Origin of the sequence: Streptomyces lancefieldiae, assembly GCF_031845825.1 — a bacterium.
In the GTDB taxonomy this organism is placed as follows: Bacteria; Actinomycetota; Actinomycetes; order Streptomycetales; family Streptomycetaceae; genus Streptomyces; species Streptomyces lancefieldiae.
In genome coordinates, this window is record NZ_JAVRFH010000003.1 from 16,053 (window position 1) to 40,112 (window position 24,060).

General features: G+C 70.7%; 22 protein-coding genes, 1 pseudogene and 2 riboswitches. Of the genes and pseudogenes, 12 read left to right on the forward strand and 11 right to left on the reverse strand.

Going from position 1 to position 24,060, the window contains the following annotated elements:
* Positions 1–44 precede the first annotated feature (44 nt).
* Positions 45–2,327, reverse strand: coding sequence for a glycogen debranching protein GlgX (gene glgX, locus RM812_RS03800; protein ID WP_311570957.1), 2,283 nt, complete (start codon positions 2,325–2,327; stop codon positions 45–47).
* A gap of 347 nt (positions 2,328–2,674) precedes the next feature.
* On the opposite strand from glgX, the gene RM812_RS03805 reads away from it, so the two are divergent.
* From RM812_RS03805 to RM812_RS03820, 4 genes are all read left to right on the forward strand, one after another.
* Entirely contained in the window at positions 2,675–3,931 is a 1,257-nt protein-coding gene (locus RM812_RS03805) for a L,D-transpeptidase (RefSeq protein ID WP_394816420.1), read from the forward strand.
* Positions 3,932–4,083: 152 nt separating this feature from the next.
* Positions 4,084–4,851: an enoyl-CoA hydratase/isomerase family protein gene (locus RM812_RS03810; protein WP_311570958.1), complete on the forward strand. Its 768-nt coding sequence runs from the start codon at positions 4,084–4,086 to the stop codon at positions 4,849–4,851.
* A gap of 295 nt (positions 4,852–5,146) precedes the next feature.
* Positions 5,147–5,650, forward strand: a complete 504-nt coding sequence (locus RM812_RS03815) for an ATP-binding protein (RefSeq protein ID WP_311570959.1) — start codon at positions 5,147–5,149, stop codon at positions 5,648–5,650.
* A 98-nt stretch (positions 5,651–5,748) separates the two neighbouring features.
* Complete coding sequence (locus tag RM812_RS03820; protein WP_311570960.1) at positions 5,749–6,360, forward strand: ADP-ribosyltransferase; 612 nt, start codon at positions 5,749–5,751, stop codon at positions 6,358–6,360.
* A 54-nt stretch (positions 6,361–6,414) separates the two neighbouring features.
* Here RM812_RS03820 and RM812_RS03825 read toward each other — a convergent pair whose 3' ends face one another.
* On the reverse strand, positions 6,415–7,053 hold the full coding sequence (locus tag RM812_RS03825) for a GNAT family N-acetyltransferase (protein ID WP_311570961.1): 639 nt from the start codon (positions 7,051–7,053) through the stop codon (positions 6,415–6,417).
* Between the two features lie 46 nt (positions 7,054–7,099).
* Between RM812_RS03825 and RM812_RS03830 the strand changes: the two genes are divergently transcribed.
* From RM812_RS03830 to RM812_RS03840, 3 genes are all read left to right on the forward strand, one after another.
* The gene (locus RM812_RS03830; RefSeq protein ID WP_311570962.1) at positions 7,100–8,014 is read left to right on the forward strand and encodes a helix-turn-helix domain-containing protein; all 915 of its coding nucleotides are present in this window, start codon (positions 7,100–7,102) and stop codon (positions 8,012–8,014) included.
* 70 nt (positions 8,015–8,084) lie between these two features.
* Positions 8,085–8,297 (forward strand): EF-hand domain-containing protein, encoded by a 213-nt coding sequence (locus tag RM812_RS03835; protein WP_311570963.1) that lies wholly within the window; start codon positions 8,085–8,087, stop codon positions 8,295–8,297.
* A gap of 50 nt (positions 8,298–8,347) precedes the next feature.
* Positions 8,348–9,136 carry an NADPH-dependent F420 reductase gene (locus RM812_RS03840; protein ID WP_394816421.1) on the forward strand — a complete coding sequence of 263 codons (789 nt, stop codon included), beginning with the start codon at positions 8,348–8,350 and terminating at the stop codon, positions 9,134–9,136.
* On the opposite strand, the gene RM812_RS03845 is transcribed toward RM812_RS03840, so the two are convergent.
* The 5 genes and pseudogenes from RM812_RS03845 to RM812_RS03865 all read right to left on the reverse strand — a co-directional run.
* Positions 9,133–9,690: a glycoside hydrolase family 25 protein gene (locus RM812_RS03845; protein ID WP_311570965.1), complete on the reverse strand. Its 558-nt coding sequence runs from the start codon at positions 9,688–9,690 to the stop codon at positions 9,133–9,135. The genes RM812_RS03840 and RM812_RS03845 overlap by 4 nt on opposite strands.
* Before the next feature lie 145 nt (positions 9,691–9,835).
* Positions 9,836–11,254, reverse strand: a complete 1,419-nt coding sequence (locus RM812_RS03850; RefSeq protein WP_311570966.1) for an MFS transporter — start codon at positions 11,252–11,254, stop codon at positions 9,836–9,838.
* Between the two features lie 109 nt (positions 11,255–11,363).
* Positions 11,364–11,516: a hypothetical protein gene (locus RM812_RS03855; protein WP_311570967.1), complete on the reverse strand. Its 153-nt coding sequence runs from the start codon at positions 11,514–11,516 to the stop codon at positions 11,364–11,366.
* A 45-nt stretch (positions 11,517–11,561) separates the two neighbouring features.
* The gene (locus RM812_RS03860) at positions 11,562–13,943 is read right to left on the reverse strand and encodes an NACHT domain-containing protein (RefSeq protein WP_311570968.1); all 2,382 of its coding nucleotides are present in this window, start codon (positions 13,941–13,943) and stop codon (positions 11,562–11,564) included.
* A gap of 185 nt (positions 13,944–14,128) precedes the next feature.
* Positions 14,129–14,281 (reverse strand): annotated as a pseudogene (locus RM812_RS03865) (IS5 family transposase); the annotation flags it as partial.
* Between the two features lie 325 nt (positions 14,282–14,606).
* On the opposite strand from RM812_RS03865, the gene RM812_RS03870 reads away from it, so the two are divergent.
* A complete protein-coding gene (locus tag RM812_RS03870; RefSeq protein WP_311570969.1) occupies positions 14,607–15,215 on the forward strand; it encodes a hypothetical protein in 609 nt (202 codons plus the stop codon).
* A gap of 206 nt (positions 15,216–15,421) precedes the next feature.
* Here the strand turns inward: RM812_RS03870 and RM812_RS03875 are convergent, their stop codons facing one another.
* From RM812_RS03875 to gcvT, 4 genes are all read right to left on the reverse strand, one after another.
* Entirely contained in the window at positions 15,422–16,789 is a 1,368-nt protein-coding gene (locus RM812_RS03875) for an L-serine ammonia-lyase (protein ID WP_311570970.1), read from the reverse strand.
* A gap of 99 nt (positions 16,790–16,888) precedes the next feature.
* Positions 16,889–18,151: a serine hydroxymethyltransferase gene (gene glyA / locus RM812_RS03880; protein ID WP_311570971.1), complete on the reverse strand. Its 1,263-nt coding sequence runs from the start codon at positions 18,149–18,151 to the stop codon at positions 16,889–16,891.
* Between the two features lie 14 nt (positions 18,152–18,165).
* Positions 18,166–18,543: a glycine cleavage system protein GcvH gene (gene gcvH / locus RM812_RS03885; protein ID WP_311570972.1), complete on the reverse strand. Its 378-nt coding sequence runs from the start codon at positions 18,541–18,543 to the stop codon at positions 18,166–18,168.
* A gap of 125 nt (positions 18,544–18,668) precedes the next feature.
* On the reverse strand, positions 18,669–19,787 hold the full coding sequence (gene gcvT, locus RM812_RS03890; protein WP_311570973.1) for a glycine cleavage system aminomethyltransferase GcvT: 1,119 nt from the start codon (positions 19,785–19,787) through the stop codon (positions 18,669–18,671).
* 40 nt (positions 19,788–19,827) lie between these two features.
* A riboswitch (glycine riboswitch) is annotated at positions 19,828–19,944 on the reverse strand.
* Positions 19,945–20,039, reverse strand: a riboswitch (glycine riboswitch). It lies immediately after the preceding riboswitch.
* 156 nt (positions 20,040–20,195) lie between these two features.
* Between gcvT and RM812_RS03895 the strand changes: the two genes are divergently transcribed.
* From RM812_RS03895 to RM812_RS03910, 4 genes are all read left to right on the forward strand, one after another.
* Positions 20,196–20,864 (forward strand): AAA family ATPase, encoded by a 669-nt coding sequence (locus tag RM812_RS03895; RefSeq protein ID WP_311570974.1) that lies wholly within the window; start codon positions 20,196–20,198, stop codon positions 20,862–20,864.
* Between the two features lie 75 nt (positions 20,865–20,939).
* Positions 20,940–21,707: an enhanced serine sensitivity protein SseB gene (locus RM812_RS03900; protein ID WP_311570975.1), complete on the forward strand. Its 768-nt coding sequence runs from the start codon at positions 20,940–20,942 to the stop codon at positions 21,705–21,707.
* 163 nt (positions 21,708–21,870) lie between these two features.
* The gene (locus RM812_RS03905; protein WP_311570976.1) at positions 21,871–22,668 is read left to right on the forward strand and encodes an enhanced serine sensitivity protein SseB C-terminal domain-containing protein; all 798 of its coding nucleotides are present in this window, start codon (positions 21,871–21,873) and stop codon (positions 22,666–22,668) included.
* A 314-nt stretch (positions 22,669–22,982) separates the two neighbouring features.
* The gene (locus RM812_RS03910; RefSeq protein WP_311570977.1) at positions 22,983–23,990 is read left to right on the forward strand and encodes an ABC transporter permease; all 1,008 of its coding nucleotides are present in this window, start codon (positions 22,983–22,985) and stop codon (positions 23,988–23,990) included.
* Positions 23,991–24,060 lie beyond the last annotated feature (70 nt).

The following is a 24,060-nucleotide window of genomic DNA, read 5'->3' on the forward strand; positions in this document are numbered from 1 at the left end:
TTGTCAGTCCGCCCGGCCCCGGGTCAAGAAGATCGCCGCCGAGTTCACGGAGCCGCAACGAGAGGTCGGCCGACGGCCTTGAGGACCAGGACCGTGCGGGCCGCCACGGTGATCTCCGTCCCCGCCGGGTACGTCCGTTCCGGTGCCTCGGCCTGCTCCTCCGGGCCGGTGTCCACGACCACCTCGTACCGCTCCGCCCACGGGGGCCCGGGCAGGGCGAACCGCACCGGGCGGTCACCGGCGTGCAGGACGGCCAGGAAGCTGTCGTCGACGATCGGGGCGCCGCGCTCGTCACGCCCCGGGATGTCCCGGCCGGACAGGTACATGCCGAGAGTGGCGGCCGGGGCGTACCAGTCCCGCTCCGTCATCTCCGTGCCCCGGGCCGTGAACCAGGCCAGGTCGCGCAGGCCGTCGGCGGAGTGCGCGCGGCCGGAGAAGAACGCCCGGCGGCGCAGCACGGGATGCCGGTGGCGCAGCGCGATCAGCCGGGAGGTCAGGTCGAACAGCGGCCGCCATTCGGGGTCGTCGAGCAGACTCCAGTCCACCCAGCTGACCTCGTTGTCCTGGCAGTAGGCGTTGTTGCTGCCACCCTGGGTGCGGCCCATCTCGTCGCCCGCGACCAGCATCGGCACGCCGGTCGACAGCAGCAGCGTGGTCAGCAGGTTGCGGAGCTGGCGCCGCCGGAGCGCCCGTACGTCCTCGTCGTCCGTCTCGCCCTCCGCGCCGCAGTTCCAGGACCGGTTGTCGTCCGTGCCGTCCCGGTTGCCCTCGCCGTTGGCCTCGTTGTGCTTGCGCTCGTACGACACCAGGTCCCGGAGCGTGAAGCCGTCGTGCGCGGTGACGAAGTTGACCGACGCGTACGGGCGGCGACCGCCCCACGCGTACAGGTCGCTGGAGCCCGACAGGCGGTAGCCCATTTCCCGCACGTCCGGCAGGGCGTGGCGCCAGAAGTCCCGTACGGCGCCCCGGTAGCGGTCGTTCCACTCCGTCCACAGCGGCGGGAACGCACCCACCTGGTAGCCGCCCGAGCCGACGTCCCACGGCTCGGCGATCAGCTTCACCCGCCGCAGCACCGGGTCCTGCGCGATCACCGCGAGGAACGGGGACAGCATGTCGACGTCGTGCATGGAGCGGGCCAGCGCCGCCGCCAGGTCGAAGCGGAAGCCGTCCACGCCCATCTCCGTGACCCAGTAGCGCAGCGAGTCGGTGATCAGGCGCAGGACGTGCGGCTGGACGACGTGCAGGGTGTTGCCGCAGCCGGTGTAGTCGGCGTAGCGGCGCGCGTCCGGCTGGAGGCGGTAGTAGCCGCGGTTGTCGATGCCCTTCAGGGACAGGGTCGGGCCCAGCTCGCCGGCCTCCGCCGTGTGGTTGTAGACCACGTCGAGGATCACCTCGATGCCGGCCGCGTGCAGCGCGCGCACCATCCGCTTGAACTCGCCGACCTGCTCACCGGTGGTGCCGGAGGCGGCGTAGGCGGCGTGCGGGGCGAAGTAGCCGATCGAGTTGTAACCCCAGTAGTTCCTCAGACCCCGCTTCAGCAGGTGGTCCTCGTGCGCGAACTGGTGCACCGGCAGCAGTTCGACGGCGGTCACGCCCAGCTTCACCAGGTGCTCGATCGCCGCCGGGTGCGCCAGGCCGGCGTAGGTGCCGCGCAGCTCCTCGGGGATGCCGGGGTGCCGTCGGGTGAAGCCGCGCACGTGCAGCTCGTAGATGACGGAGTCCGCCCACGGCGTCTTGGGGCGGTGGTCGTCCGCCCAGTCGTCGTCATCGTGGACGACGACCCCCTTGGGGACGTACGGTGCCGAGTCCCGGTCGTCGCGCACGGTGTCGGCCACATGCTGCTCGGGCCAGTCACGGACGTGCCCGTACACCTCGGGCGGCAGGGCGAAGTCGCCGTCCACCGCGCGCGCGTACGGATCGAGCAGCAACTTCGCCGGGTTCCAGCGGGCGCCGGTCCACGGGTCCCAGCGGCCGTGCACCCGGTAGCCGTAGCGCCGCCCGGGCAGCACCCCCGGCACGAAGCCGTGCCAGATCTCGTGCGTCAGCTCGGTCAGCCGCACCCGGCTCTCCCCACCGCCGGGACCCCGCTCGTCGAACAGGCACAGCTCCACCGCCTCCGCGCCGCCCGCCCACAGCGCGAAGTTGGTCCCCGCCACCTGGTCCGGACCGGTCCGGAACCGGGCGCCCAGCGGCACCGGTGTGCCCGGCCAGGCCGGCACGGCGGGCGGTGACGCGGCTCGCCGCGCGCCGTTCACCACGACGGCGGGGCGCCCGTCCTCGGCGGCCTGCTTCCCGGCCACCGCCTCCTGCTCGGCTGCGCTGGACACCTGTCAGCCTCCTGCGGCTCGTGGAACGACGCGGCGAGGACGGGAAGAAGGGCGCACGGTGTCCCGACCGCTGCTCCCCGTCGCGTCGTCCTCCCCACTGTTCTGCCCACCGCATGGCTCGCACTCACGTTTCCCCCGTGCGGACCGGTCGCCACGGGTGCACCGGGCGCGCGCCGGCACCCCGCGGCGGGCAGCGCGGTGAAGCGAACATCGCCCCGGCCGCGAACTCGGTACGGAACAGTGACAATTCCCCTGTCCCACGCGCTCCTGGCCTGCGGTTACGATGCGCCGGTGCGCGCAGGCGCACTGGGGCGCGGGCCGGACCAGGCCCGGCGAGGGGAGACAAGTTGAACGTGCGTCCGATATCGGGGGCGTCACCGGCGGGCATCCGGGGGCGGGGCGGCAGGGGACGCGGCAGGGCGCTGCCGGCGTTGGCACTGGGGGCGTTGCTGACACTGACCGCGTGCGGCGGGGGCGGGTCCGGCTCGGGAGCCGGGGACGGCGACAAGAACGCCAAGGACTCCACCGCGGCACAGAGCCAGCAGTCCGAGGCCGTCGTCACCATCGCCCCCGACGACGGGGCCAAGGCCGTCGACACCAGCGGCGCCCTCAAGGTCGGCGCCGCGAAGGGCAAGCTCACGGAGGTCGTGGTCAAGGACGCCGAGGGCGAGAAGGTCGACGGGAAGATATCCGGGGACGGCGCCACCTGGACGCCGTCCACCCACCTGGCCGCCGCCACCACGTACACCGTGCACGCGGTCGCCAAGGACTCCGAGGGCCGCACGGCGGCCGAGGACTCCCGCTTCACCACGCTGACGCCGAAGAACACCTTCACCGGCTCCTTCACACCCGAGGACGGCTCGAAGGTCGGCGTCGGGATGCCGTTCTCGATCCGCTTCACCCGGGGCATCACCAACCCGGAGGACGTCGAGAAGGCCATCCGCATCAAGACCGAGCCGGCCGTCGAGGTCGAGGGCCACTGGTTCGGCAACGACCGTCTCGACTTCCGCCCGGAGAAGTACTGGAAGGCCGGCACCAAGGTCACCGTCGACCTCGACCTCGACGGCGTCGAGGGCCGCGACGGCGTCTACGGCAAGCAGGCCAAGACCGTCTCCTTCACCGTCGGCCGCAGCCAGGTCTCCGTCGTCGACGCCAAGAAGCTGACGATGTCGGTCGTGCGGGACGGCAAGACCATCAAGACCATCCCGGTCACCACCGGCGCGCCCGGCTACGAGACCTGGAACGGCCAGATGGTCATCACCGAGCGGCTGGCCGTGACCCGCATGAACGGCGAAACGGTCGGCTACGGCGGCGAGTACGACATCAAGGACGTCCCGCACGCCATGCGCCTGTCCACCTCCGGCACCTTCATCCACGGCAACTACTGGGGCGGCGACGCCTTCGGCAACCGCAACGCCAGCCACGGCTGCATCGGCCTGCGCGACGTGCGCGGCGGCTGGGACGAGAAGGCGCCGGCCGCCTGGTTCTTCGAGAACTCGCTCATCGGTGACGTGGTCGTGGTGAAGAACTCCGACGACGCGACCATCGCCCCGGACAACGGCCTCAACGGCTGGAACATGTCCTGGGAGAAGTGGAAGGCGTAACAAGCCGGATCGTGAGCCCGCGCCCCTGCAGGGGCGCGGGCTCTTTCGTCGTGCGGCCCCGCCGCGTGGACGTGGGCAACCCGCCACCGGACGCGGGCCGACGGCGAACCCGAGACTGCCGCGGCGCGTGAACGGCCGCTAACCTGCGGGGCATGACCGTACATCTGGAAGTCGCGGACGGCGTCGGTACGCTGCGCCTGGACCGCCCGCCCATGAACGCGCTGGACGTCGCCACGCAGGACCGGCTGAAGGAACTCGCCGAGGAGGTCACCCGCCGCGAGGACGTACGCGCCGTCGTGATCCACGGCGGCGAGAAGGTGTTCGCGGCGGGCGCGGACATCAAGGAGATGCAGGTGATGGACCACGCGGCGATGATCCTGCGCGCCCGTGCCCTCCAGGACTCCTTCACCGCGGTGGCCCGCATCCCCAAGCCGGTCGTCGCGGCCGTGACCGGGTACGCGCTCGGTGGCGGCTGCGAACTCGCGCTCTGCGCCGACTTCCGCATCGCCGGGGACAACGCCAGGCTGGGCCAGCCGGAGATCCTGCTCGGCCTGATCCCGGGCGCCGGCGGCACCCAGCGGCTGTCCCGGCTGATCGGCCCCTCCAAGGCCAAGGACCTGATCTTCACGGGCCGTCAGGTGAAGGCCGACGAGGCGCTCACGCTCGGCCTCGTGGACCGGGTGGTGCCGGCCGCCGAGGTGTACGAGCAGGCGCACGCCTGGGCCGCCCGGCTCGCGAAGGGGCCCGCGATCGCGCTGCGCGCGGCGAAGGAGGCGATCGACACGGGCCTGGAGACGGACATCGAGACCGGCCTCGCCGTCGAACGGAACTGGTTCGCGGGGCTGTTCGCCACCGAGGACCGCGAACGCGGGATGCGCAGCTTCGTGGAGGAGGGCCCGGGGAAGGCGAAGTTCCTCTGACGGGTCTTTGGAGCTCCTCCGGCGCGGCTCGGCACACGTGCAAGTGACGCGGTGTCCGGTCCGGATCCCCCGATGGGACGGTTTATGGCAGCCTTAACGCGCCCTTAAGCGCGTCCGGTCGAGGGATCCCGCCGCTTTTCGGCGGCCGTGCCGTCCGCGCAGGTCAGTGGGGCCGTTGTCGGCCCCGAAGTGCCAGTGGCATATGCCGAAGGGCCGTCGTCGGGTGGGGGCTTTGCAGGGGCGCATTCCCCGGGATCGGCCCCGGAGCCCCCCGGGGACGGCCATGATGGGGGGCATGGCGGGGCTGGAGGGTACGGAACAGCCGCGGGGAGCCGGACGTGCGACCGCGGCGCGCTGGTCGCCGGCGGTCGAGGACGAACACGCGCTCAGGGCACTGGAGTTGTTCGGCAACCCGACGGAGCGTGAGGTGCGGTTGCCGTCCCTGCCCGAGTCCGCCGCCACCGCCCGCCGACTGGCCCAGGTCGTGGCCCTGCGTCAGTGGAACCTCGGACCCAAGGTCACGGAGGACACCGTCCTGCTCGTCTCCGAGCTCGTGGGCAACGCCGTACGCCACACCGGCGCCCGTGCCTTCGGCCTCCACCTGCGCCGCCGCCCCGGCTGGATCCGCGTCGAGGTCCGCGACCCGTCCAGGGGGCTGCCGTGTCTGATGCCGGTGCAGGTGACGGACATCAGCGGGCGCGGCCTCTTCCTCGTCGACAAGCTGTCCGACCGGTGGGGCGTCGACCTGCTGCCGCGCGGGAAGACGACGTGGTTCGAGCTGCGGGTGGTGGACCGCTGAGGGGCCATCTTCCACTGGGATCAACCCCGTTCGGTGGACACGCCACCTACGGGTGACGGTCCACGACCCGGCGGCGCGGAACCGGGATCCTACCCCGCATGATCACCACTCGCCTGCGGCGGCGGACCGTCGCCGCCGTCCTGTCCCTGTCCGCCGTCTTCGCCACCTCGGCCGCCACCGTCCCCGGGACGGCGGCCCCGATGACGGTTCCGGCCAAGGCCGCCCCCGCCTGCCCCCAGTTCGACGACAAGATCAAGGCCGCCGCCGACCGTGACGTCGACGTCGACCGCATCACCCCCGAGCCCGTCTGGCGCACCACGTGCGGCACCCTCTACCGCAGCGACAGCCGGGACCCGCAGGTCATCTTCGAGGAGGGCTTCCACGCCAGGGACGTCGAGAACGGCCAGTACGACGTCGAGAAGTACGTCCTGGTCAACCAGCCCTCGCCCTACGTGTCGACGACCTACGACCACGACCTGTACAAGACCTGGTACAAGTCCGGCTACAACTACTACATCGACGCCCCGGGCGGCATCGACGTCAACAAGACCATCGGCGACACCCACAAGTGGGCCGACCAGGTCGAGGTCGCCTTCCCCGGCGGTATCCAGCGGCAGTACGTCATCGGCGTCTGCCCGGTCGACCGGCAGACCAAGACCGAGATCATGAGCGAGTGCGAAAGCAACCCGCACTACGAGCCCTGGCACTGACAGCTCTGGCGCTGACAACCCCGGCACTGACAGCTCTGGCACCGACGCCGTGACTCAGGGCTGGAGGAACAGCGCCTCCGAGCCCGCCGGCCGGTAGTCCGCCGCCTGGAACGCCCGCAGACTGCGGGCGTTCCCCGCCGACACCTGGGCCCACACCGGCTCGCCCCCGGCGAGCTGCCGCGCCGCCGTCACCAGGCGCCGCCCCAGGCCCCGGTGCCGTGCCCCCTCCGCCACCTCCACGGCGACCTCCAGCCGTCCGGCGACCCCGCGGCCCAGTACGAGCACCCCGCCGTCCGCCGCCCACACCCGTACGTCGTCGCGCCGCCGCCGGGCCGAGACCACCCGGGGATGCCCGGGATCGGCGACCTCCGTCAGCGCGAGCGACGGACGTCCGGCGAGCGGCGCCCCGGTCAGCAGGACGTCGATCGTGTCGGTCGCCCGGCCCGTGCGCTCCGCGAGGGCCGTCAGGAACCGCGCGTTCATCGTCGCGGCGAGCGCGTCGCACCGCAGGGCACCCAGCGTCTCGCGCACCCACCCCTCGTCCTCGTCGGTGAAGACGACCGAGTGCGCCGTGAAGGCGATGACACCCGCGTCCCGGGGACCGGGCTGCGGCACGACGGTGGTGCCGCCGTCCGCCGCCGGGAAGACGCCCCGCGCCGCCGCCTCCAGAATGTCCCGCAGGCTCTCCGCCACACCGCTCCTTGAGTCTCCACCCACTGGAAGGCCCAGACTCCCAGACATGACCGACGACGGCACCGGACTCATGACCATCGGCGCGCTGGCGCGGACCACCGGACTCACGGTGCGCACCATCCGCTACTGGTCCGACGAGGGCGCCCTGCCCCCGGTGACCCGCTCCGCGGGCGGCTACCGGCTCTACGACGCCGGCTCCGTCGCCCGCCTGGAACTGATCCGGACCCTGCGCGAACTGGGCCTCGGCCTGGACGCCGTACGCCGCGTCCTGGCCGGCGAGACGACGGTCGCGCAGGTCGCGGCGGCGCACGTGAGTGCGCTGGACGCGCAGATCAGCTCGTTGAGGGTGACCCGTGCGGTGCTGTCGACCGTGGCACGACGCGGCTCGACCGCTGAGGAGATGACACTCATGAACAAGCTGGCGCGACAGTCCGCCGCCGAACGACGGCGGATCATGCAGGAGTTCGTGGACGAGATGTTCCACGGGCTGGAGACCGCCGACCCGGAGATCCGCGAGCGGATGCGGACCTTCGCCGTCGACCTGCCGGACGACCCGACGCCCGAGCAGGTCGACGCCTGGGTGGAGCTGGCCGAACTGGTCCACGACCCCGGTTTCCGGGCGCACATGCGCAAGGTGGCGGAGTTCAACGCCGCGGACGGCGAGGCCGGCGCGCCCGAGGGGGCGTCCATGTGGTTCGCCAAGCGGCTCGTGGAACTGGCGGGGCAGGCCCTTCGGCGTGGCATCGCGCCCGAGGCGCCGGAGGCCGATCCCGTGCTGCGGGAGCTGGTGGGTGACGGTGACCGGGCCGCCGTACTCGAACGCCTGCGGGCGCCCTTCAGCGACCAGGTGGCCCGCTATCGCGAGTTGCTGGCCACCGTGCGGGGCTCGGGGCCGCTGCCCGCGCACCGGGAGGAGTTCGGGTGGGTGGTCGCCGCGCTGGAGGCTCGGGCGGGCGGCTAGTCTGACCTGCGTCAGTTGCGTCCGTAGGACGAGCAGAGCACGACCGGTGCACGGAATGAGGGGCGGTTCGGTGGCGGACATCGAGGAAGCACGCAAGCAGTTCGAGCGGATCGACACGGACGGTGACGGCTTCATCACCGCGGCCGAGTTCAAGTCTGCGCTGGCCCAGGGCGGCGACTGGAACGTCACCGAGTCGGTGGCCGAGGCCATCATCGCCGGCCGCGACCTCAACGGCGACAAGCTGCTGTCGTTCGACGAGTTCTGGGCGCACCTGAACAAGTGACGGCCTGAGAAGGGGCGCCCGGCCGGTCACCCGGCGGGCGCCCCTTGCGCATGCCCGGAACCCGGCGGAATAGCCCGTGGCGGCCCGAGGTTGGTGCTGATCACCGGAGCGAGCCCCCTCGGGGCTCCGTACGACAGACCCGAAAGGCCAGGCGAGTCATCATGAAGATCGGCATCATCGGCGCGGGCAACATCGGCGGCAACCTCACCCGGCGGCTGACCGCCCTCGGGCACGACGTCTCCGTCGCCAACTCCCGCGGGCCGCACACGCTGACCGCACTGGCCGAGGAGACCGGCGCCACCCCGGTACCGGTCGAGGAGGCGGCGCGCGGCGCCGAGATCGTGGTCGTCACCATCCCGCTGAAGGCGGTCCCCGACCTGCCGTCCGGCGTCCTGGACGGGGCGGCCGACGGCGTGGCGGTCATCGACACGAACAACTACTACCCGCAGCAGCGCGACGGGCGCATCGCCGCCATCGAGGACGAGGGCCTCACCGAGAGCCGCTGGGTCGAACGCCACCTCGGCCACCCGGTGATCAAGGCCTTCAACGGCACCTACGCCCAGGACATCGTGGACCGCCCGCGCCCGGCCGGCGACCCCGACCGCCTGGCGTTCCCGGTCGCCGGCGACGACGAGGCGGCCAAGGCCAAGGTCCGGTCCCTGATGGACGAGCTCGGCTTCGACACCGTCGACGCCGGCGGCATCGACGAATCCTGGCGCCAGCAGCCCGGCACCCCGGTGTACGGCCTGCGCGACGGCGTCGAGAGCGTCACCAAGGCGCTGGCGGAGGCGTCCCCGGAGCGTCCGGCGGACCACCGGGGCCAGGGCCAGGTCGCCTAGGCGGCCTCGGCCCACTTCTTCAGCGCGGACCTGCTCGAGAAGTCCGCCACGTTGGTGTCGACCGGGTCGTCGGTGTACTGGTGGAAGCGCCACTCGGCCTTGATCCTGGGCTTGCCCGCCGCCACGTAGTCGGCGATCCACAGACCGTCGCCCGCGTAGGACGTGGTGTCGACGTTCAGCCAGAAGTTCCGGTTGCAGTAGAGGAGGACCCGGTTGTCCGGCCGCAGCTCCCTCACCTTCCGGATGAACCGGTCCTTCTCCGAGTTGCTCGCGTGGGTGCCCTCGCTCGTCGTCTCCCAGTCGACGGCGAGGATGTCACCGGCGCGGTCGGGCGCCTTGGAGACGAAGTACTCGGCCTGGGCGGTGAGGTTGCCCGGCCACAGGAAGTGGTAGAAACCGACCACGAGGCCGGCGTCGCGGGCCCGCTCCGTCTGGGCCGCGAGCTTCGGGTTGACGTACGAACGGCCCTCCGTCGCCTTGACGAAGACGAAGGAGAGGCCGTCCGTGCCGTAGGTGGATGACTGGTACGCGCTCACGTCGATGCCGCGCAGCATGACGACTCCCTCGGATGCCGATGGGGCTGAAGTGCCCTGGGGGCGTGGGTAGTTGTTATGCCCGGGGATCTGCGGCCGTACGCCGGGCGTGAGGGTGCTCGGCGTACGGCGGTGGTGAACGCCGGTGGGACCGGGGGGGCGGAGATCAGGGGGCGGAGGAGGCGACCGCGGCGCGGGTGTCCTCGTCGGCATCGGCCGGGGCGGCTTCGCCCTCGTCCAGGGAGACGTCCTTGGTCTCCTTGCCGAGGAGCAGGGCGATCAGCGTCAGCACCGCCATCGCGGAGAGGTAGACGCCGACCAGCCACGGTGAGCCGTCACCGGCCTCCCACAGCGCCACCGCTATGAACGGGGCGACGGCCGCTCCGAGGATCGAGCTGACGTTGTACGAGATGCCGGAGCCGGTGTAGCGCACACTCGTCGGGAACAGCTCCGGCAGCAGCGCGCCCATCGGGCCGAACGTCATGCCCATCAGCGTGAAGCCGAGCACCAGCCACAGCACCACGCCCAGCGTGCCCAGACCGATCAGCGGCACCCACACCAGACCGAAGACCACGATCGCGGCGGTGATCCAGATCAGGGTGGCGCGGCGTCCGTACTTGTCGGCGAGCGGCCCGGAGACCAGGGTGAACACGGCGAAGAAGAGCACACCGAAGATCATCATCAGGACGAACGTGGTGTAGCTGTACCCCAGACCCGGCACGTCGGCGTCCTTCGCGGCGCGCCCGTAGCTCAGCGAGAACGTGGTCATGAGGTAGAAGAGCACGTACGTCGCCAGCATGATGAAGGTGCCGAGGATCAGCTGCTTCCAGTGGCCCTGGACCACGGTGGCGAGCGGCAGCTTCCGCACCTTCCCGGCCTCGCGGGTCTTGGCGAACACCGTCGACTCCACCAGCCGCGAGCGCACCCACAGGCCGATCGCGACCATCACCGCGGAGAACAGGAACGGGATGCGCCAGCCCCAGCTCGCGAAGGCTTCGGAGGGCTGGGTGGGGTCGGCGCCGGCCGTGGACGGCAGCAGCGCACCGATGATCAGGAACAGGCCGTTGCCGATGATGAAGCCGAGCGGGGCGCCCAGCTGCGGGAAGGTCCCGTAGAGGGCGCGCTTGCCGCGGGGGGCGTTCTCGGTCGCGACCAGCGCGGCCCCGCTCCACTCGCCGCCGAGCGCGAAGCCCTGGGCGAGCCGCATCAGCACGAGCAGCGCGGTGGCGACCCAGCCGGCCTGCGCGTAGGTGGGCAGCACGCCGATGAGGAACGTGGCGATACCCATGGTGAGGAGCGAGACGACCAGCGTCTTCTTGCGGCCGAGCCGGTCGCCGAGGTGCCCGAAGAAGATCGCGCCGATCGGCCGGGCGACCATCGCGGCGCCGAAGACCGCGAAGGACGACAGCAGTGCCGTGGTGGGGTCACTGCTGGGGAAGAAGAGCTTCGGGAAGACGAGGACTGCGGCGGTCGCGTAGATGTAGAAGTCGTAGAACTCGATCGTCGTGCCCATGAGGCTGGCGATGAGGACCCGGGACCTCGGGTTGACGGGTGCCGGGGCTGAACCGGTGGCTGCTGCGGGCATGGTGCGGTCTTTCACGTGCGACGTGTGTGCCCTGCAACGATCTCAGGCGTCTTGCCTGACGGAAAGTCGATGCCACCATGTGAGACGCGCGATCGCTCCCCGAGTGCCCTCAGCACTCGATGACGTCGACCGCCGGCCCGTCCCGCGCCGTCTCCTCGCACTTCACCTTCGTGCCGGCCCCAGATGCGATCAGTTCCCCGACCTGCGGGTTAGGGATGACCTTCTTGGTCCAACCGGCCGGCAGGGACTTCTCAGGGAACAACGGGCCTTCTCACGGGGGAAGGCCCGAGGACTCCTCTTCGTCGGGTCAGCTTCTGCCAGGGGCAGGGTGGTCCGGATGATCGGTGAGCCACTGCTGGAGTTCACGGTGGCGGAACTGGTAGGCGGTGCCTGAAAGTCGCAGCAGCCCGGCGGTGCAGCACCAGTTGAGGAACTGGCCCAGACGCCACGGCAGGGCCCCTCGGGCGCAGATCAGGAAGACCACGTAGCGGCGAAGGGGGGCAGCCTTGACCAGCGTGACAGCCAGTCCGACGACCAATCCCACAGCCACACCGCAGAAGGCGGCCACATTGATGGAGGACGGCAGGAACGCTTCTATTCCTACGATCTGCAGAGAGGGGATGAGCGTGGGCTCCATGGTGCTCAACAGGAAGATCCCGAGCAGAGCGCCTGAGAAGCCGCTCGCGACCCCGGCCATGACGGCATGCGGCATGCCCCTCCGCATGACGGTGTGCGGTAAGGCCGTCCCGGCGGGCTCACCAGAGGCTCCGTCCACCAGCCCGCCGAGGACGCCGGTCACGATCCCGCCCAGAGACCCGAGCGCGAGGCCGAGCTGCGCCAGAGCCAACGGGTTCTGGAATGAGTCCCTGTAGAGATCGCCTGGGCTCACCGGCGCAAAAGCATCGCTGGGCATCTCTAAAAGGGAAGCCAGAGAGCCTACGTCTATCCGAGCAAGAAAACCCACGTACGCCGGATACAGATAAAGCACGGCGAGCGCGCCGCCGATCCCCCATTGGAGCCCCATCAGCAGCCTCCGCCCCAGCCCGGCCCAGAATCGGCGCAGGCCACTGCGGGTCTTCAGCAGTCTCCATTCAAGGTGTTTCGGTACGGGCTGCCGAGCACGTGCTGCTGCCAGACCTGCGAAGACACCGAACACCAAGACCGTGCCCAGAACCATGAGAACAGCGACCAGCAGGTACATGAAAAACTCCCCGCGGGCGAGATCCACCTGGACACGTACGGCGATATCTACTCCGACATCGGTGGCGGGCGGGTCAAGGCTGGCGGGCAGAAGCCGGAGCAGGGGCAGGAGGGCGATCCACGGCAGGAGGGCCGCGGTGGCGGTGAGCAGGGCGTCGGCCGCGCGCACGCGGAGCCGTCCGGCCAGCGGCCAGAGTTCATGGAGCACCACATCGGTGCCCGGGTGGGCGCCAGGTGGCCCGGTCGAGCCCGACGGGGTGTCGAGGTGGGCCGCGAGGCGAGCGAGCCAGTGGTGGACGCGGGCGGCGTCGTAGCGGCGGTGGGGGTACAGGGAGCCGGCGGCAGGGATGAAGCGGGCCAGCAGGTGCGCGTCGAGTTCCTCGGGGGTGGTGTGCTGCAGAAGTTCGGCGGGGTCGCCGTCGCGGGCGTACACGGTGGCCGCGAGGCACAGCCGCCACGGTGTCGACAGCGTGGTCGACAGCGGGCCGGCCGGATCGTCGCGCAGGGCTGTCAGGACGGGTTCCCAGCGTGCGGGAGTGCTGGTCCGGGCCCGGAGATAGGTGCATGCGTCCAGAGCGGGGACGGCGTCGATGTCGACGCGCGCGGCATCCAGCAGCCGGGTGTGCGGCGCCAGGGCGTCGTAGTGGGCGGTACGGCAGGTCAGTACGAGAGGGCCGGCGTCGCGGCCTTCCTGGTAGGCGTTGAGGGCATCCAGTGCGGCCAGAGCACGGGGAACATCGGGAGAAGGAGTGCCGTCCGGCCGGGTGGGGTCCATCTCGTCGAGGCCGTCGAGCACGGGGAGCACCCGGTGGTGACGGACGAGTGCGTCGGCTCTCGCCGGGTCCCAGTCGTACACGTCGACGAGCCGGCCAACGAGCAGTTCGGGCAGCGGGGTGCGGGTGTCCCACTCGGCCGGCGACACTCGCACCGGCACTGGTTCGTCCTCGCCGCGCTCTTCGAGCAGGGCCAGCATCAACTCCAGGACCAGGACGGTCTTGCCCGCGCCCGGGGCACCGGTGACGACCAGGCGGCGCGGGTGGGTCCGCCGGTAGTAGGCCGCCACGTCCGGAACGGTCGGCGTGCCGTCGAACAGGCGCCCCGCATCCGCGGGCACCGTCGCGGTACGGGTCGGGGCCGCCCGGACGGTGAAAGCGAGATTGATGCGCTGCGTGTCATCTCCGAGGAGCTGCCGCCACTGCTTCTCCTCGGAATTCCTGACCTGTGTCGCCAGCGTGGCCGCCCAGCCGCGTGAGAGGTTCGCCAGATCGCCCTCCGGTGCCCGGCGCAGAGCCAGGACCCCGGCCAGCAGCGCCGCGACCGCGACCGGCAGCCCGAGCAGCGCGGCTGTGTCCGCGGGGTCCAGCTTCTGGCCCCCCGACACCTGCCGGACCGCGTAGGCGAGACTCGCCACCAGAAGCACCGCGGCGCAGACGCCCAGCCACATCCACCGACGCCGATGCCTGCGGCCGCCGATCCCCTCCCCTGCCACGGTTCACCCGTTCCCACTGGTAAGCACCGCACCGCGCGCGAGGCTCGTTGTCCAGCAACCAGCATCCGGAGACAAGTACATGTCGGGACCTTAGAGCGGTGAAGACTCAGTGGTCCACCGCGGCAACGCGGGGATGAACCAGCCCCCTGACGTTGTCCAGCCGCGTCGCTACGACCCTCGTCCTGTCTGCGGGCCACCCGGCGTCGCGGGATCACCTTGCAGCCTTTGATGCCGGGTTGGCGTTGGACGACTTGCACGTCGATGCGGAGGCGGGTGCCGTGTTCGATGGCTTTGGTGCGGTAGCCGGTGTCGGCCCAGGCTTTGGTCACGCGAGGGTGGGCCCCACACCAGACGCGTCAGCCCCGAAGGCCCCCTGCCGGATCGACCCGCGAACCAACACCAAACAACCCTGCCGGGACAAAACACTCTTTTGGCTCCTCCCTGCTACCCAACGCACCGAAATGCAATCGCCGGTTGATCCCCAACGTCACGGCGGGGGATACTGCCTGGCGGATGCGTGTTCCCGACCGAGTGGCACTCGCTTTAATATCCTCCCGTGCAGGTCATCGGAGGCCATTTACCCAAAGATTACTGGGCAGTTGACCTCAAGGTTTCATGGTAGCGTTCTTACTCGGAGGGACAGTGCAACCTGAAAGGGAAATCGTGAACACGGAGAAGATCGCCGCTCGCCGCCTCTCGCTGGAAGAGGTGAGGAAGCTCAGCGTGAAGGACAGGATCTTCGTTTCCGCCGACACGGCAGAACTCAAACTTCCCGACTGTTATGTCCCTGCTTTTCTGACCAAGTCCGGTGAGGATTTCGAGGGCGGCTCGGTCACGGCGAGAACCGTATTCCAGGAAGAGGTCTCCTGCCTTCCCGGCGACGAGAACGAAGCCGGAATCTACTTGGCCGACGAGAACGGCTCGGTGACCATCGAGGTCCTCCAGTCCGCCGGTGTCGTGCTGGACCTGGCACTGTTCGTCCCTGGTGGGGACAAGGGGTCCCTCACGGCCCTTTACGCTGCGGCCCGGCAGGCGTTCGGTGCCGACGTCGTGCAGATCTGGCGACAGGGCCTCAAGGAGGTTCCCGACGTGAAGGTCGACATCTTCGAGGAGCAGATTCCCCGGGGGCGCAAGGGGAGCGACAGTCCCAAGCGTGACCGTCGCGCGATCGACACCTACCCCACCCGCGCGGACTTCATCGAGTTCTCCGCGGGGTGGAAGCCGGTCGTTGAGATTCACAGGCCGATTGTCGACGACACCCCGACCATCTGAGGCGGCGCTACCTCTCGCGAGACGGCCCGCCTGACCAGGCTCAAAGCCCAAAGGACCCTGGCAGCCGGATGACGAGGCGAGTCCCAGGGACTTCTCAGGGACCTGCACGTCTGTCCCAGGGAGGTTCCAGGGACATTCCACCGCGTCAGCAGGGAAGGCCCGGACAGCGCTGAAAGATAGAAACGCGCTGGTCAGGGCCTACTTGCTCAGCACTCGATGATGTTGACCGCGAGCCCGCCCCGCGCCGTCTCCTTGTACTTCACCGACATGTCCGCGCCGGTGTCCTTCATGGTCTTGATGACCTTGTCGAGGGACACCTTGTGGGAGCCGTCGCCCCGCATCGCCATCCGCGCCGCCGTGACCGCCTTGACCGCGGCCATGCCGTTGCGCTCGATGCACGGGATCTGGACGAGACCGCCGACCGGGTCGCAGGTCAGGCCGAGGTTGTGCTCCATGCCGATCTCGGCCGCGTTCTCCACCTGCTCCGGCGTGCCGCCCAGCACCTCGGCCAGCGCGCCGGCCGCCATCGAACAGGCGGAGCCGACCTCGCCCTGGCAGCCGACCTCGGCGCCGGAGATGGAGGCGTTCTCCTTGAAGAGCATGCCGATCGCGCCGGCCGCGAGGAGGAAGCGGACCACACCCTCCTCGTCGGCGCCGGGTACGAAGTTCACGTAGTAGTGCAGGACCGCCGGGATGATGCCCGCCGCACCGTTCGTCGGGGCCGTGACGACCCGGCCGCCCGCCGCGTTCTCCTCGTTCACTGCCATGGCGTAGAGGGTGATCCACTCCATGGCCAGGGCCTGCGGGTCGCCCTCGGAGCGCAGCTTGCGCGCGGTGTTCGCGGCGCGGCGGCGGACCTTCAGGCCGCCGGGCAGGATGCCCTCGCGGGACATGCCGCGGTCCACGCAGGCCCGCATCACCCGCCAGATCTCCAGCAGGCCCTCGCGGATCTCGTCCTCGTCGCGCCAGGCCCGCTCGTTCTCCAGCATCAGGGCGGAGATGGACAGGCCCGTCTCCCGGGCCAGCCGCAGCAGCTCGTCGCCGGTGCGGAAGGGGTACTTCAGCACCGTGTCGTCGAGCACGATGCGGTCCGCGCCCACCGCGTCCTCGTCGACGACGAAGCCGCCGCCGACCGAGTAGTACGTCTTGGAGAGCACCTCGCTGCCGGAGGCGTCGTACGCCCACAGCGTCATGCCGTTCGCGTGGTACGGGAGCGCTTTGCGGCGGTGCAGGACCATGTCGTCGTCGTAGGAGAAGGCGATCTCGTGCTCGCCGAGGAGACGGATGCGGCCCGAGGTCCTGATCGTCCCGACGCGTTCGTCCGCCGTCTCCACGTCCACCGTGCGCGGCGAATCGCCCTCCAGGCCGAGCAGCACCGCCTTGGGCGTGCCGTGGCCGTGGCCGGTGGCACCGAGGGAGCCGTACAGCTCGGCGCGGACCGCGGCGACGGAGGCCAGCAGTTCCTCGTTGCGCAGCCGGCGGGCGAACATGCGGGCCGCGCGCATGGGGCCGACCGTGTGGGAGCTGGACGGGCCGATGCCGATCGAGAACAGGTCGAAGACCGAGATGGCCACGGGGGGACTCCTCACAAGGGGTGGTGCAGAGGGCGGTGCGCGGGTGGGGCGCCGTGCCTGCTTGTGGCGGGCACGGCGCCCCCGGTCGTGCGGTGGGCCTTACTTGTTCAGGCCCGGGTACAGCGGGTGCTTGTCGGCCAGGGCCTTGACCCGGGCCTTCAGCGCCTCGGCGTCGTAGGACGGCTTCAGCGCCTCGGCGATCACATCCGCGACCTCGGCGAAGTCCTCGGCGGTGAAGCCGCGGGTCGCCAGGGCCGGCGTACCGATGCGCAGACCGGACGTCACCATCGGCGGACGCGGGTCGTTCGGGACGGCGTTGCGGTTGACCGTGATGCCGACCTCGTGGAGGCGGTCCTCGGCCTGCTGCCCGTCCAGCTCGGAGTCGCGCAGGTCGACCAGGACCAGGTGGACGTCCGTGCCGCCGGTCAGGACCGACACGCCCGCCGCCTTCGCGTCGTCCTTCACCAAGCGCTCGGCGAGGATGCGGGCGCCCTCCAGCGTACGACGCTGGCGCTCCTTGAAGTCCTCGCTCGCGGCGACCTTGAAGGCGACGGCCTTGGCGGCGACCACGTGCTCCAGCGGACCACCCTGCTGACCGGGGAAGACGGCAGAGTTGATCTTCTTCGCCAGCTCGGCCGTGGAGAGGATCACACCGCCGCGCGGGCCGCCCAGCGTCTTGTGCGTGGTGGTCGTCACCACGTGCGCGTGCGGGACCGGGTTCGGGTGCAGGCCCGCCGCGACCAGACCGGCGAAGTGCGCCATGTCGACCATCAGGTACGCGCCGACCTCGTCCGCCACCTTGCGGAACGCGGCGAAGTCGAGCTGACGCGGGTAGGCCGACCAGCCGGCGACGATCAGCTTCGGCTTGTTCTCCTTGGCGAGGCGCTCCACCTCGGCCATGTCGACCTGGCCGTCGTCGCCGACGTGGTAGGCGACGACGTTGTAGAGCTTGCCGGAGAAGTTGATCTTCATGCCGTGGGTCAGGTGCCCGCCGTGGGCGAGGTTCAGACCCATGATCGTGTCGCCCGGCTTGAGCAGCGCGAACATCGCGGCGGCGTTGGCCTGGGCACCCGAGTGCGGCTGCACGTTGGCGTGCTCGGCGCCGAAGAGCGCCTTCACGCGGTCGATGGCGATCTGCTCGATCACGTCGACGTGCTCGCAGCCGCCGTAGTAGCGGCGGCCGGGGTAGCCCTCGGCGTACTTGTTGGTGAGGACCGAGCCCTGCGCCTCCATGACCGCGACCGGGGCGAAGTTCTCCGAGGCGATCATCTCGAGGGTGGACTGCTGGCGGTCCAGCTCGGCGTCGACGGCGGCGGCGACGTCGGGGTCGAGCTCGTGCAGGGGGGTGTTCAGAAGCGACATGCGTCCGTGACTCCTCAGGCGCCGGCGAATGCGGTGTACTCGGCGGCGGAGAGCAGGTCGCCCGGCTCCTCGCCCACCCGCACCTTGAACAGCCAGCCGCCCTCGAAGGGCGCGGAGTTCACCAGCGACGGGTCGTTGACGACGTCCTCGTTGACCTCGGTGACCTCGCCGGAGACGGGGGAGTACAGGTCGGAGACCGACTTGGTCGACTCCAGTTCGCCGCAGGTCTCGCCCGCGGACACGGTGGCGCCGACCTCGGGGAGCTGGACGAAGACGACGTCACCGAGCGCGTTGGCCGCGTGCTCCGTGATGCCGACCGTCGAGACGCCGTCCTCGGCGTCCGACAGCCACTCGTGCTCCTTGCTGTAGCGCAGCTGCTGGGGGTTGCTCATGGCCTGGATTCTCCTGTACGCGCGAGAGTGCTGGTGAACGGGGGGAGAGGAACGGGGGACTGCTGAAACCGCTGGTGACGGCGAGGAGGCGCGCGGAACGGCAGGCGCTCCGCGACGCCCGGTGCCTACTTCTGGCGCTTGTAGAACGGCAGGGCCACGACCTCGTACGGCTCGTGGGTGCCCCGGATGTCCACGCCGACCCCCGGCGTGCCCACGGCCGCGTGCGCCGCGTCGACGTACGCCATGGCGATCGGCTTGCCCAGCGTCGGGGACGGCGCGCCGGAGGTGACCTCGCCGACCACCTCGCCGCCGGCGACGACCGCGTACCCGGCGCGCGGGACCCGGCGGCCCTCGGCGACCAGGCCGACCAGGACACGGGGCGGGTTCGCCTCGGCCCGGGAAGCGGCCTCCTGGAGGGCGGCCCGCCCCACGAAGTCGCCCTCCTTCTCGAACTTCACCACCCGGCCGAGCCCGGCGTCGAAGGGCGTCAGCCCGGTCGTCAGCTCGTGCCCGTACAGCGGCATGCCGGCCTCCAGGCGGAGCGTGTCCCGGCAGGACAGACCGCACGGGACCAGCCCGACGCCCTCGCCCGCCCGGGTCAGCGCCTGCCACAGCTCCACGGCGTGCTCGGGCCTCACGAACAGCTCGAAGCCGTCCTCGCCGGTGTAACCGGTGCGCGCGACGAGCGCCGGGACGCCGGCCACGGTGCCGGGCAGGCCCGCGTAGTACTTCAGGCCGTCCAGGTCGGCGTCGGTGAGGCTCCTGAGGATCCCGGGGGACTCGGGGCCCTGCACGGCGAGCAGCGCGTAGGCGTCGCGGTCGTCGCGGACCTCGGCGTCGAAGCCTGCGGCGCGCTCGGTCAGCGCGTCGAGCACGACCTGGGCGTTGGAGGCGTTGGCGACGACCATGTACTCGGCCTCGCCCAGCCGGTAGACGATCAGGTCGTCCAGGATGCCGCCGTCCTCGCGGCAGATCATGGTGTAGCGGGCCCGGCCCGGCTTCACGCTCCCGATGTTGCCGACCAGCGCGTGGTCGAGCAGGGCCGCGGCCTGCGGGCCGGTGACCGTGATCTCACCCATGTGCGAGAGGTCGAAGAGACCGGCCCGGGTGCGCACGGCCACGTGCTCGTCGCGTTCGGAGCCGTAGCGCAGGGGCATGTCCCAGCCGGCGAAGTCGGTCATCGTCGCGCCCAGCGCGCGGTGCGTGGCATCCAGCGCGGTACGGCGGAGTTCTGTACTGCTCATCGGTCGGTCGTCTCCCAGGGAACAGGACGGGCGAGGGCGGTCCTCCCCATCTGTCATCGGAACCTGAGAGGTTCGCCACGACCACCGGAGTACGGCGGTCGGGACTTGCACCTTGGGTGGGGCAGCCGTCGAGCGGCGGCCCGCTTTTCAGATGTGCCTCGCCCGCGCGGTAACGGGGCCTGAGAGATTCAAGGGAGGGACTTGCTCCTTCGGCGCCCCGACGACAGCCGGGGACTCTCCCGCGCGGATTCAAACGGCCGGTATGCAGTTGGCGCCGCCACAGTAGCACCGCCGTTGTGACCGGCCTGTGGCAGTAAGCGCACCAAAACACGAGACCCGCGTATTACCTTCTCTTTACACTCGACGGGGATGGGAACTCGTGAACCGCCCCAGGGGAGGACGATCACGGTGAACAGGACCACGGCGTACGCCACCACCTCGGGTCTCGCGCTGCCCAAGCAGCCCGTCGTCCCGGCACCGGAAGCATGCGCCGCACCGACCGCACCCGTCGTTCGCGACCTGCGGGACCGGGACGGCCGCAGCCCGCACGCCCTGCTCTTCGGCCCCCGCGACGTGGTGGTGATCACCGGCCTGCCCGGCAGCGGCAAGTCCACGCTGATGAAGCGGACCGTGCGCGGCCCGCGCATCGACTCCCAGGACACCCGGGACCGCTGGGACCGCCGCATGCCGCGCTTCCTGCCGTACGCGCTCTACCGCCCCCTCGTCCGCCTCGCCCACTACGCCGGACTGCGCCGCGCCCTGCGCTCCGGCGAGGGCGTCGTCGTGCACGACTGCGGCACCCAGGCCTGGGTGCGCGCCTGGCTGGCCCGCGAGGCCCGCCGCCGCGACGGCACCCTGCACCTGCTGCTGCTCGACGTCGACCCCGGCGAGGCCCTGGCCGGCCAGCGCGAGCGCGGCCGGGGCGTCTCCCGGTACGCGTTCCTGCGGCACCGCTCGGCCAACACCCGACTGCTGCGCTCCGTCGCCGAGGGCACGCTGCCCGGTGGCTGCGTCTCGGCGATCCTCCTGGACCGGGCGGCGGCGGACACGCTGCGCCGGATCGCCTTCACGGGGTGACGGTGCGTAGGGCCGCGGGGCCGAACGGGTTAGCCTGTCCAGCCACAGCAGTGGCACCAGGCAGGCGGTAGGCAGATGGACTTCCCGGCACAGGCGCACCCCCACCCGCACGGCGGATGGCCCGGCAACGAGCTGGAGGAGGTGCTGTCCGCCTCCCTGGGCGTGCCGGGCGCCGGCGGCCGGATCGTCGAGGTGCTCGGCCGCAGCTTCCTGTGGATACCGCTGCCGAACGGCGGCGGCCCGCACAGCGGCCCCCTCGACCTGCCCTCGCTGGAGATCGACGGCCAGGCCTACGTGCCGGTCTTCAGCTCCGAGGAACAGCTCCGCCAGGTCACCGGCCCCCACATGGCGTACACCGTCGCCCCCGCCGCGGAGTTCGCCCGCGGCCTGCCCCCGCAGATCGGCATCGCCGTGAACCCCGACGGCGTGGTCGGCATCCCGCTGCCGCCGCCGGCCGTGGCCGAGCTGTGCCGGACCGGCCGCACCCCGCTGGACGGGCCCGCCTCCGGCGGCCGGGTCCGCCTCTTCGAGCCGGACTGGCAGGACGACCCGGTGGACTTCCTGGCCGCGGCCTCCGCCGAGTTCGCCGCCGTCGGCGTGGTCCGCACCGCCCGTCGCTGCCTCGCCGCCGTCGAGACCGCCGACCCGGCCCTGTTCGTCGGCGTCGAACTCACCCACTGGGAGGGCGACGCCCGCGCCCTGCCCCTGGACGCCCTGGGCCGGGCCCTCGCCAAGGCCCCCCTGGAATGCCAGGTCAACCTGGTCCTCCTGGAGGCGGCCCAGGACCCGGTCTGCGACTGGATGCGGGCGAACGTCCGCCCGTTCTACGACCGGGACTTGTAAGCACCGGGTGGGGAAACGTCCCCGAGGGGCGCGGGGCTGTGACATGTGCGGCTCCGCCGCGCGGGGGCGCGGGACGACAGCACCCCGCGCTCATGGGCGCCCCCTGTCCGCGGAGCCTTAAGCTGGTTTCATATCCGGGGAACTTCTCGAAGGGGCGATACGCGTGAGCGCCAGCGGCACCACGACCGGGCAGGTCGAGCACATGCTGCGCCAGGTGACGCCCGGGCGCTACGACGCCTACGAGGCCCTCCTCCGCGCGCTCGCCACCCCCACCTCCGGCCAGGTCTGGATGCTGCTGTGGCACGGCCAGGCCGGCTCCCCGGACGCCCAGTACGGGAACATGGAGGTCGACGGCTACGGCTACGCGCCCTGCGTCACCTCCGCCCAGGAGCTGTCCGCCAGCGGCTGGAACCGGTCGTACGAAGTGGTCGACGGCCTGGAAGTGGCCCGCGCCCTCTACCCGGACCACTACGGCCTCTGGCTCAACCCGCACGCCCCCGGCGGCGGCGTCGGCATCCCCTGGCTGGATCTGCGCCGCATCGCCTCCGGCCTGGACCGCCAGCCCGCCGGGCCCCTGCGCCTGTCCGAACCGGCCATCGAGATCCCCCAGTTCTACGCCCTGCTCGCGCAGAACGCCCACCGCACCCCGGCGGTCCGCGCGCTGCGCCGGGCCTGGGTGCAGCCGGCGCTGGGGGCGCCGTACCTCGCCATCGGTCTCGACGTGTACGACACGTCCCCGCCGGCCGTCGACGCGGTGCGCGCGATGATGCAGCAGTCCGTCGGCGCGGTGCCGGACGGACTGCCGGTCTCGACGGTGGCGATGACCGACACGCACGACCCGGTCGCCATGTGGCTGCGCGCCCACGCCCGCCCCTTCTACGACCGCGAGGCCCACGCGGCCGCCCCCGCGCAGGCACCCGCGGGCGGGTACGGATACCCTCCGGCCCCAGGCCGGTTCTGACCCTCGCAGGGTCCGGACGGCACCGGTGACCGGACATCTTCGCGCGTAGAGGAGGGCGTAAGGCCCCGCTCCGTCCTCGATGTCCAACTCGTCCGTGTCCGGCCCCCGTTACCCACTGTCCGGATAACGGAACACCACAAACAGCATCACGGTTGCGCATCCTTTCCCCGCCAAGTCTGGCTACAGATCGCCAAAGCGTTGAAGACTCCCGCAGCAAGGGGTGCAATGGTCGCCCCTGAGTACGACGGACTGATCACGCCGCTACAGCGGCAAGTGCGGGCCGGCTACCGCCGGTTGAGAGGGGTCCCTGCCAGATGACGGCACCATTGCACGAGCCGACCGCGGAAGCGGCCCCGAGTGCGGCCGAGGAAGCGGCGGTTGCCGGCGCCGAGACCAAGGCGGTACAGGGGCGTTCCCTGGGCCGGATCGCCTGGGAGCGCCTGAAACGGGACAAGCTCGCCCTGACGGGCGGCGTCGTGGTGCTCTTCCTCGTCGTGGTCGCGCTGCTCGCCCCCGTGATCACCAGCCTGGTCGGGCAGGACCCCGAGGTGCACCACGAGGACCTGATCGACCCGCTGTTCGGCACCCCCACGGGGTCCCTGGGCGGCATCAGCGGCGAGCACTGGCTGGGCGTCGAGCCCGTCAACGGCCGTGACATCTTCGCCCGCATCGTCTACGGCGCCCGGATCTCCCTGCTGGTCGGCTTCCTGTCCGCGATCGTCGCCGTGGTCATCGGTACGGTGCTGGGCATCCTGGCCGGCTTCTTCGGCGGCTGGGTCGACTCCCTCATCAGCCGGATCATGGACGGCCTGCTGGCCTTCCCGCAGCTGCTTTTCATCATCGCGCTGGTCTCCGTCATGCCGAACGAGATGCTGGGACTCACCGGCACGGGCGTGCGTCTGTTCGTGATGATCCTGGTCATCGGCTTCTTCGGCTGGCCGTACATCGGCCGCGTGGTACGCGGTCAGACACTCTCGATGCGCGAACGGGAATACGTCGAGGCGGCCCGCTCGCTGGGCGCCGGACGGATCTACATCCTGTTCAAGGAACTGCTGCCCAACCTGGTCGCGCCGATCATCGTCTACACGACGATGATGATCCCCACCAACATCCTCACCGAGGCGGCACTCAGCTTCCTGGGCGTGGGCGTCAAGCCGCCCACGGCCTCCTGGGGCCAGATGCTTTCGAGCGCGGTCGACTACTACGACTCGGACCCCATGTACATGGTGGTCCCGGGTGTGGCGATCTTCATCACCGTTCTTGCCTTCAACCTCTTCGGCGACGGCGTACGCGACGCGCTGGACCCGAAGGGCTCCCGCTGAACTGCCGTACCGCAAAGCGACCCGTGGCACCTGCACGGGGTCTCTCATCTAATCCGGAGGATCCGAGATC

What these genes read in the sequence shown, in the direction of transcription:
- RM812_RS03810 (WP_311570958.1), top strand. Translation starts at nt 4,084, where the DNA reads ATGACCGTACATCTGGAAGTCGCGGACGGCGTCGGTACGCTGCGCCTG.
- RM812_RS03815 (WP_311570959.1), top strand. Translation starts at nt 5,147, where the DNA reads ATGGCGGGGCTGGAGGGTACGGAACAGCCGCGGGGAGCCGGACGTGCG.
- RM812_RS03820 (WP_311570960.1), top strand. Translation starts at nt 5,749, where the DNA reads ATGATCACCACTCGCCTGCGGCGGCGGACCGTCGCCGCCGTCCTGTCC.
- RM812_RS03830 (WP_311570962.1), top strand. Translation starts at nt 7,100, where the DNA reads ATGACCGACGACGGCACCGGACTCATGACCATCGGCGCGCTGGCGCGG.
- RM812_RS03840 (WP_394816421.1), top strand. Translation starts at nt 8,348, where the DNA reads ATGCCCGGAACCCGGCGGAATAGCCCGTGGCGGCCCGAGGTTGGTGCT.
- RM812_RS03845 (WP_311570965.1), bottom strand. Translation starts at nt 9,690, where the DNA reads ATGCTGCGCGGCATCGACGTGAGCGCGTACCAGTCATCCACCTACGGC.
- RM812_RS03850 (WP_311570966.1), bottom strand. Translation starts at nt 11,254, where the DNA reads ATGCCCGCAGCAGCCACCGGTTCAGCCCCGGCACCCGTCAACCCGAGG.
- glyA (WP_311570971.1), bottom strand. Translation starts at nt 18,151, where the DNA reads ATGTCGCTTCTGAACACCCCCCTGCACGAGCTCGACCCCGACGTCGCC.
- gcvH (WP_311570972.1), bottom strand. Translation starts at nt 18,543, where the DNA reads ATGAGCAACCCCCAGCAGCTGCGCTACAGCAAGGAGCACGAGTGGCTG.
- gcvT (WP_311570973.1), bottom strand. Translation starts at nt 19,787, where the DNA reads ATGAGCAGTACAGAACTCCGCCGTACCGCGCTGGATGCCACGCACCGC.
- RM812_RS03900 (WP_311570975.1), top strand. Translation starts at nt 20,940, where the DNA reads ATGGACTTCCCGGCACAGGCGCACCCCCACCCGCACGGCGGATGGCCC.
- RM812_RS03910 (WP_311570977.1), top strand. Translation starts at nt 22,983, where the DNA reads ATGACGGCACCATTGCACGAGCCGACCGCGGAAGCGGCCCCGAGTGCG.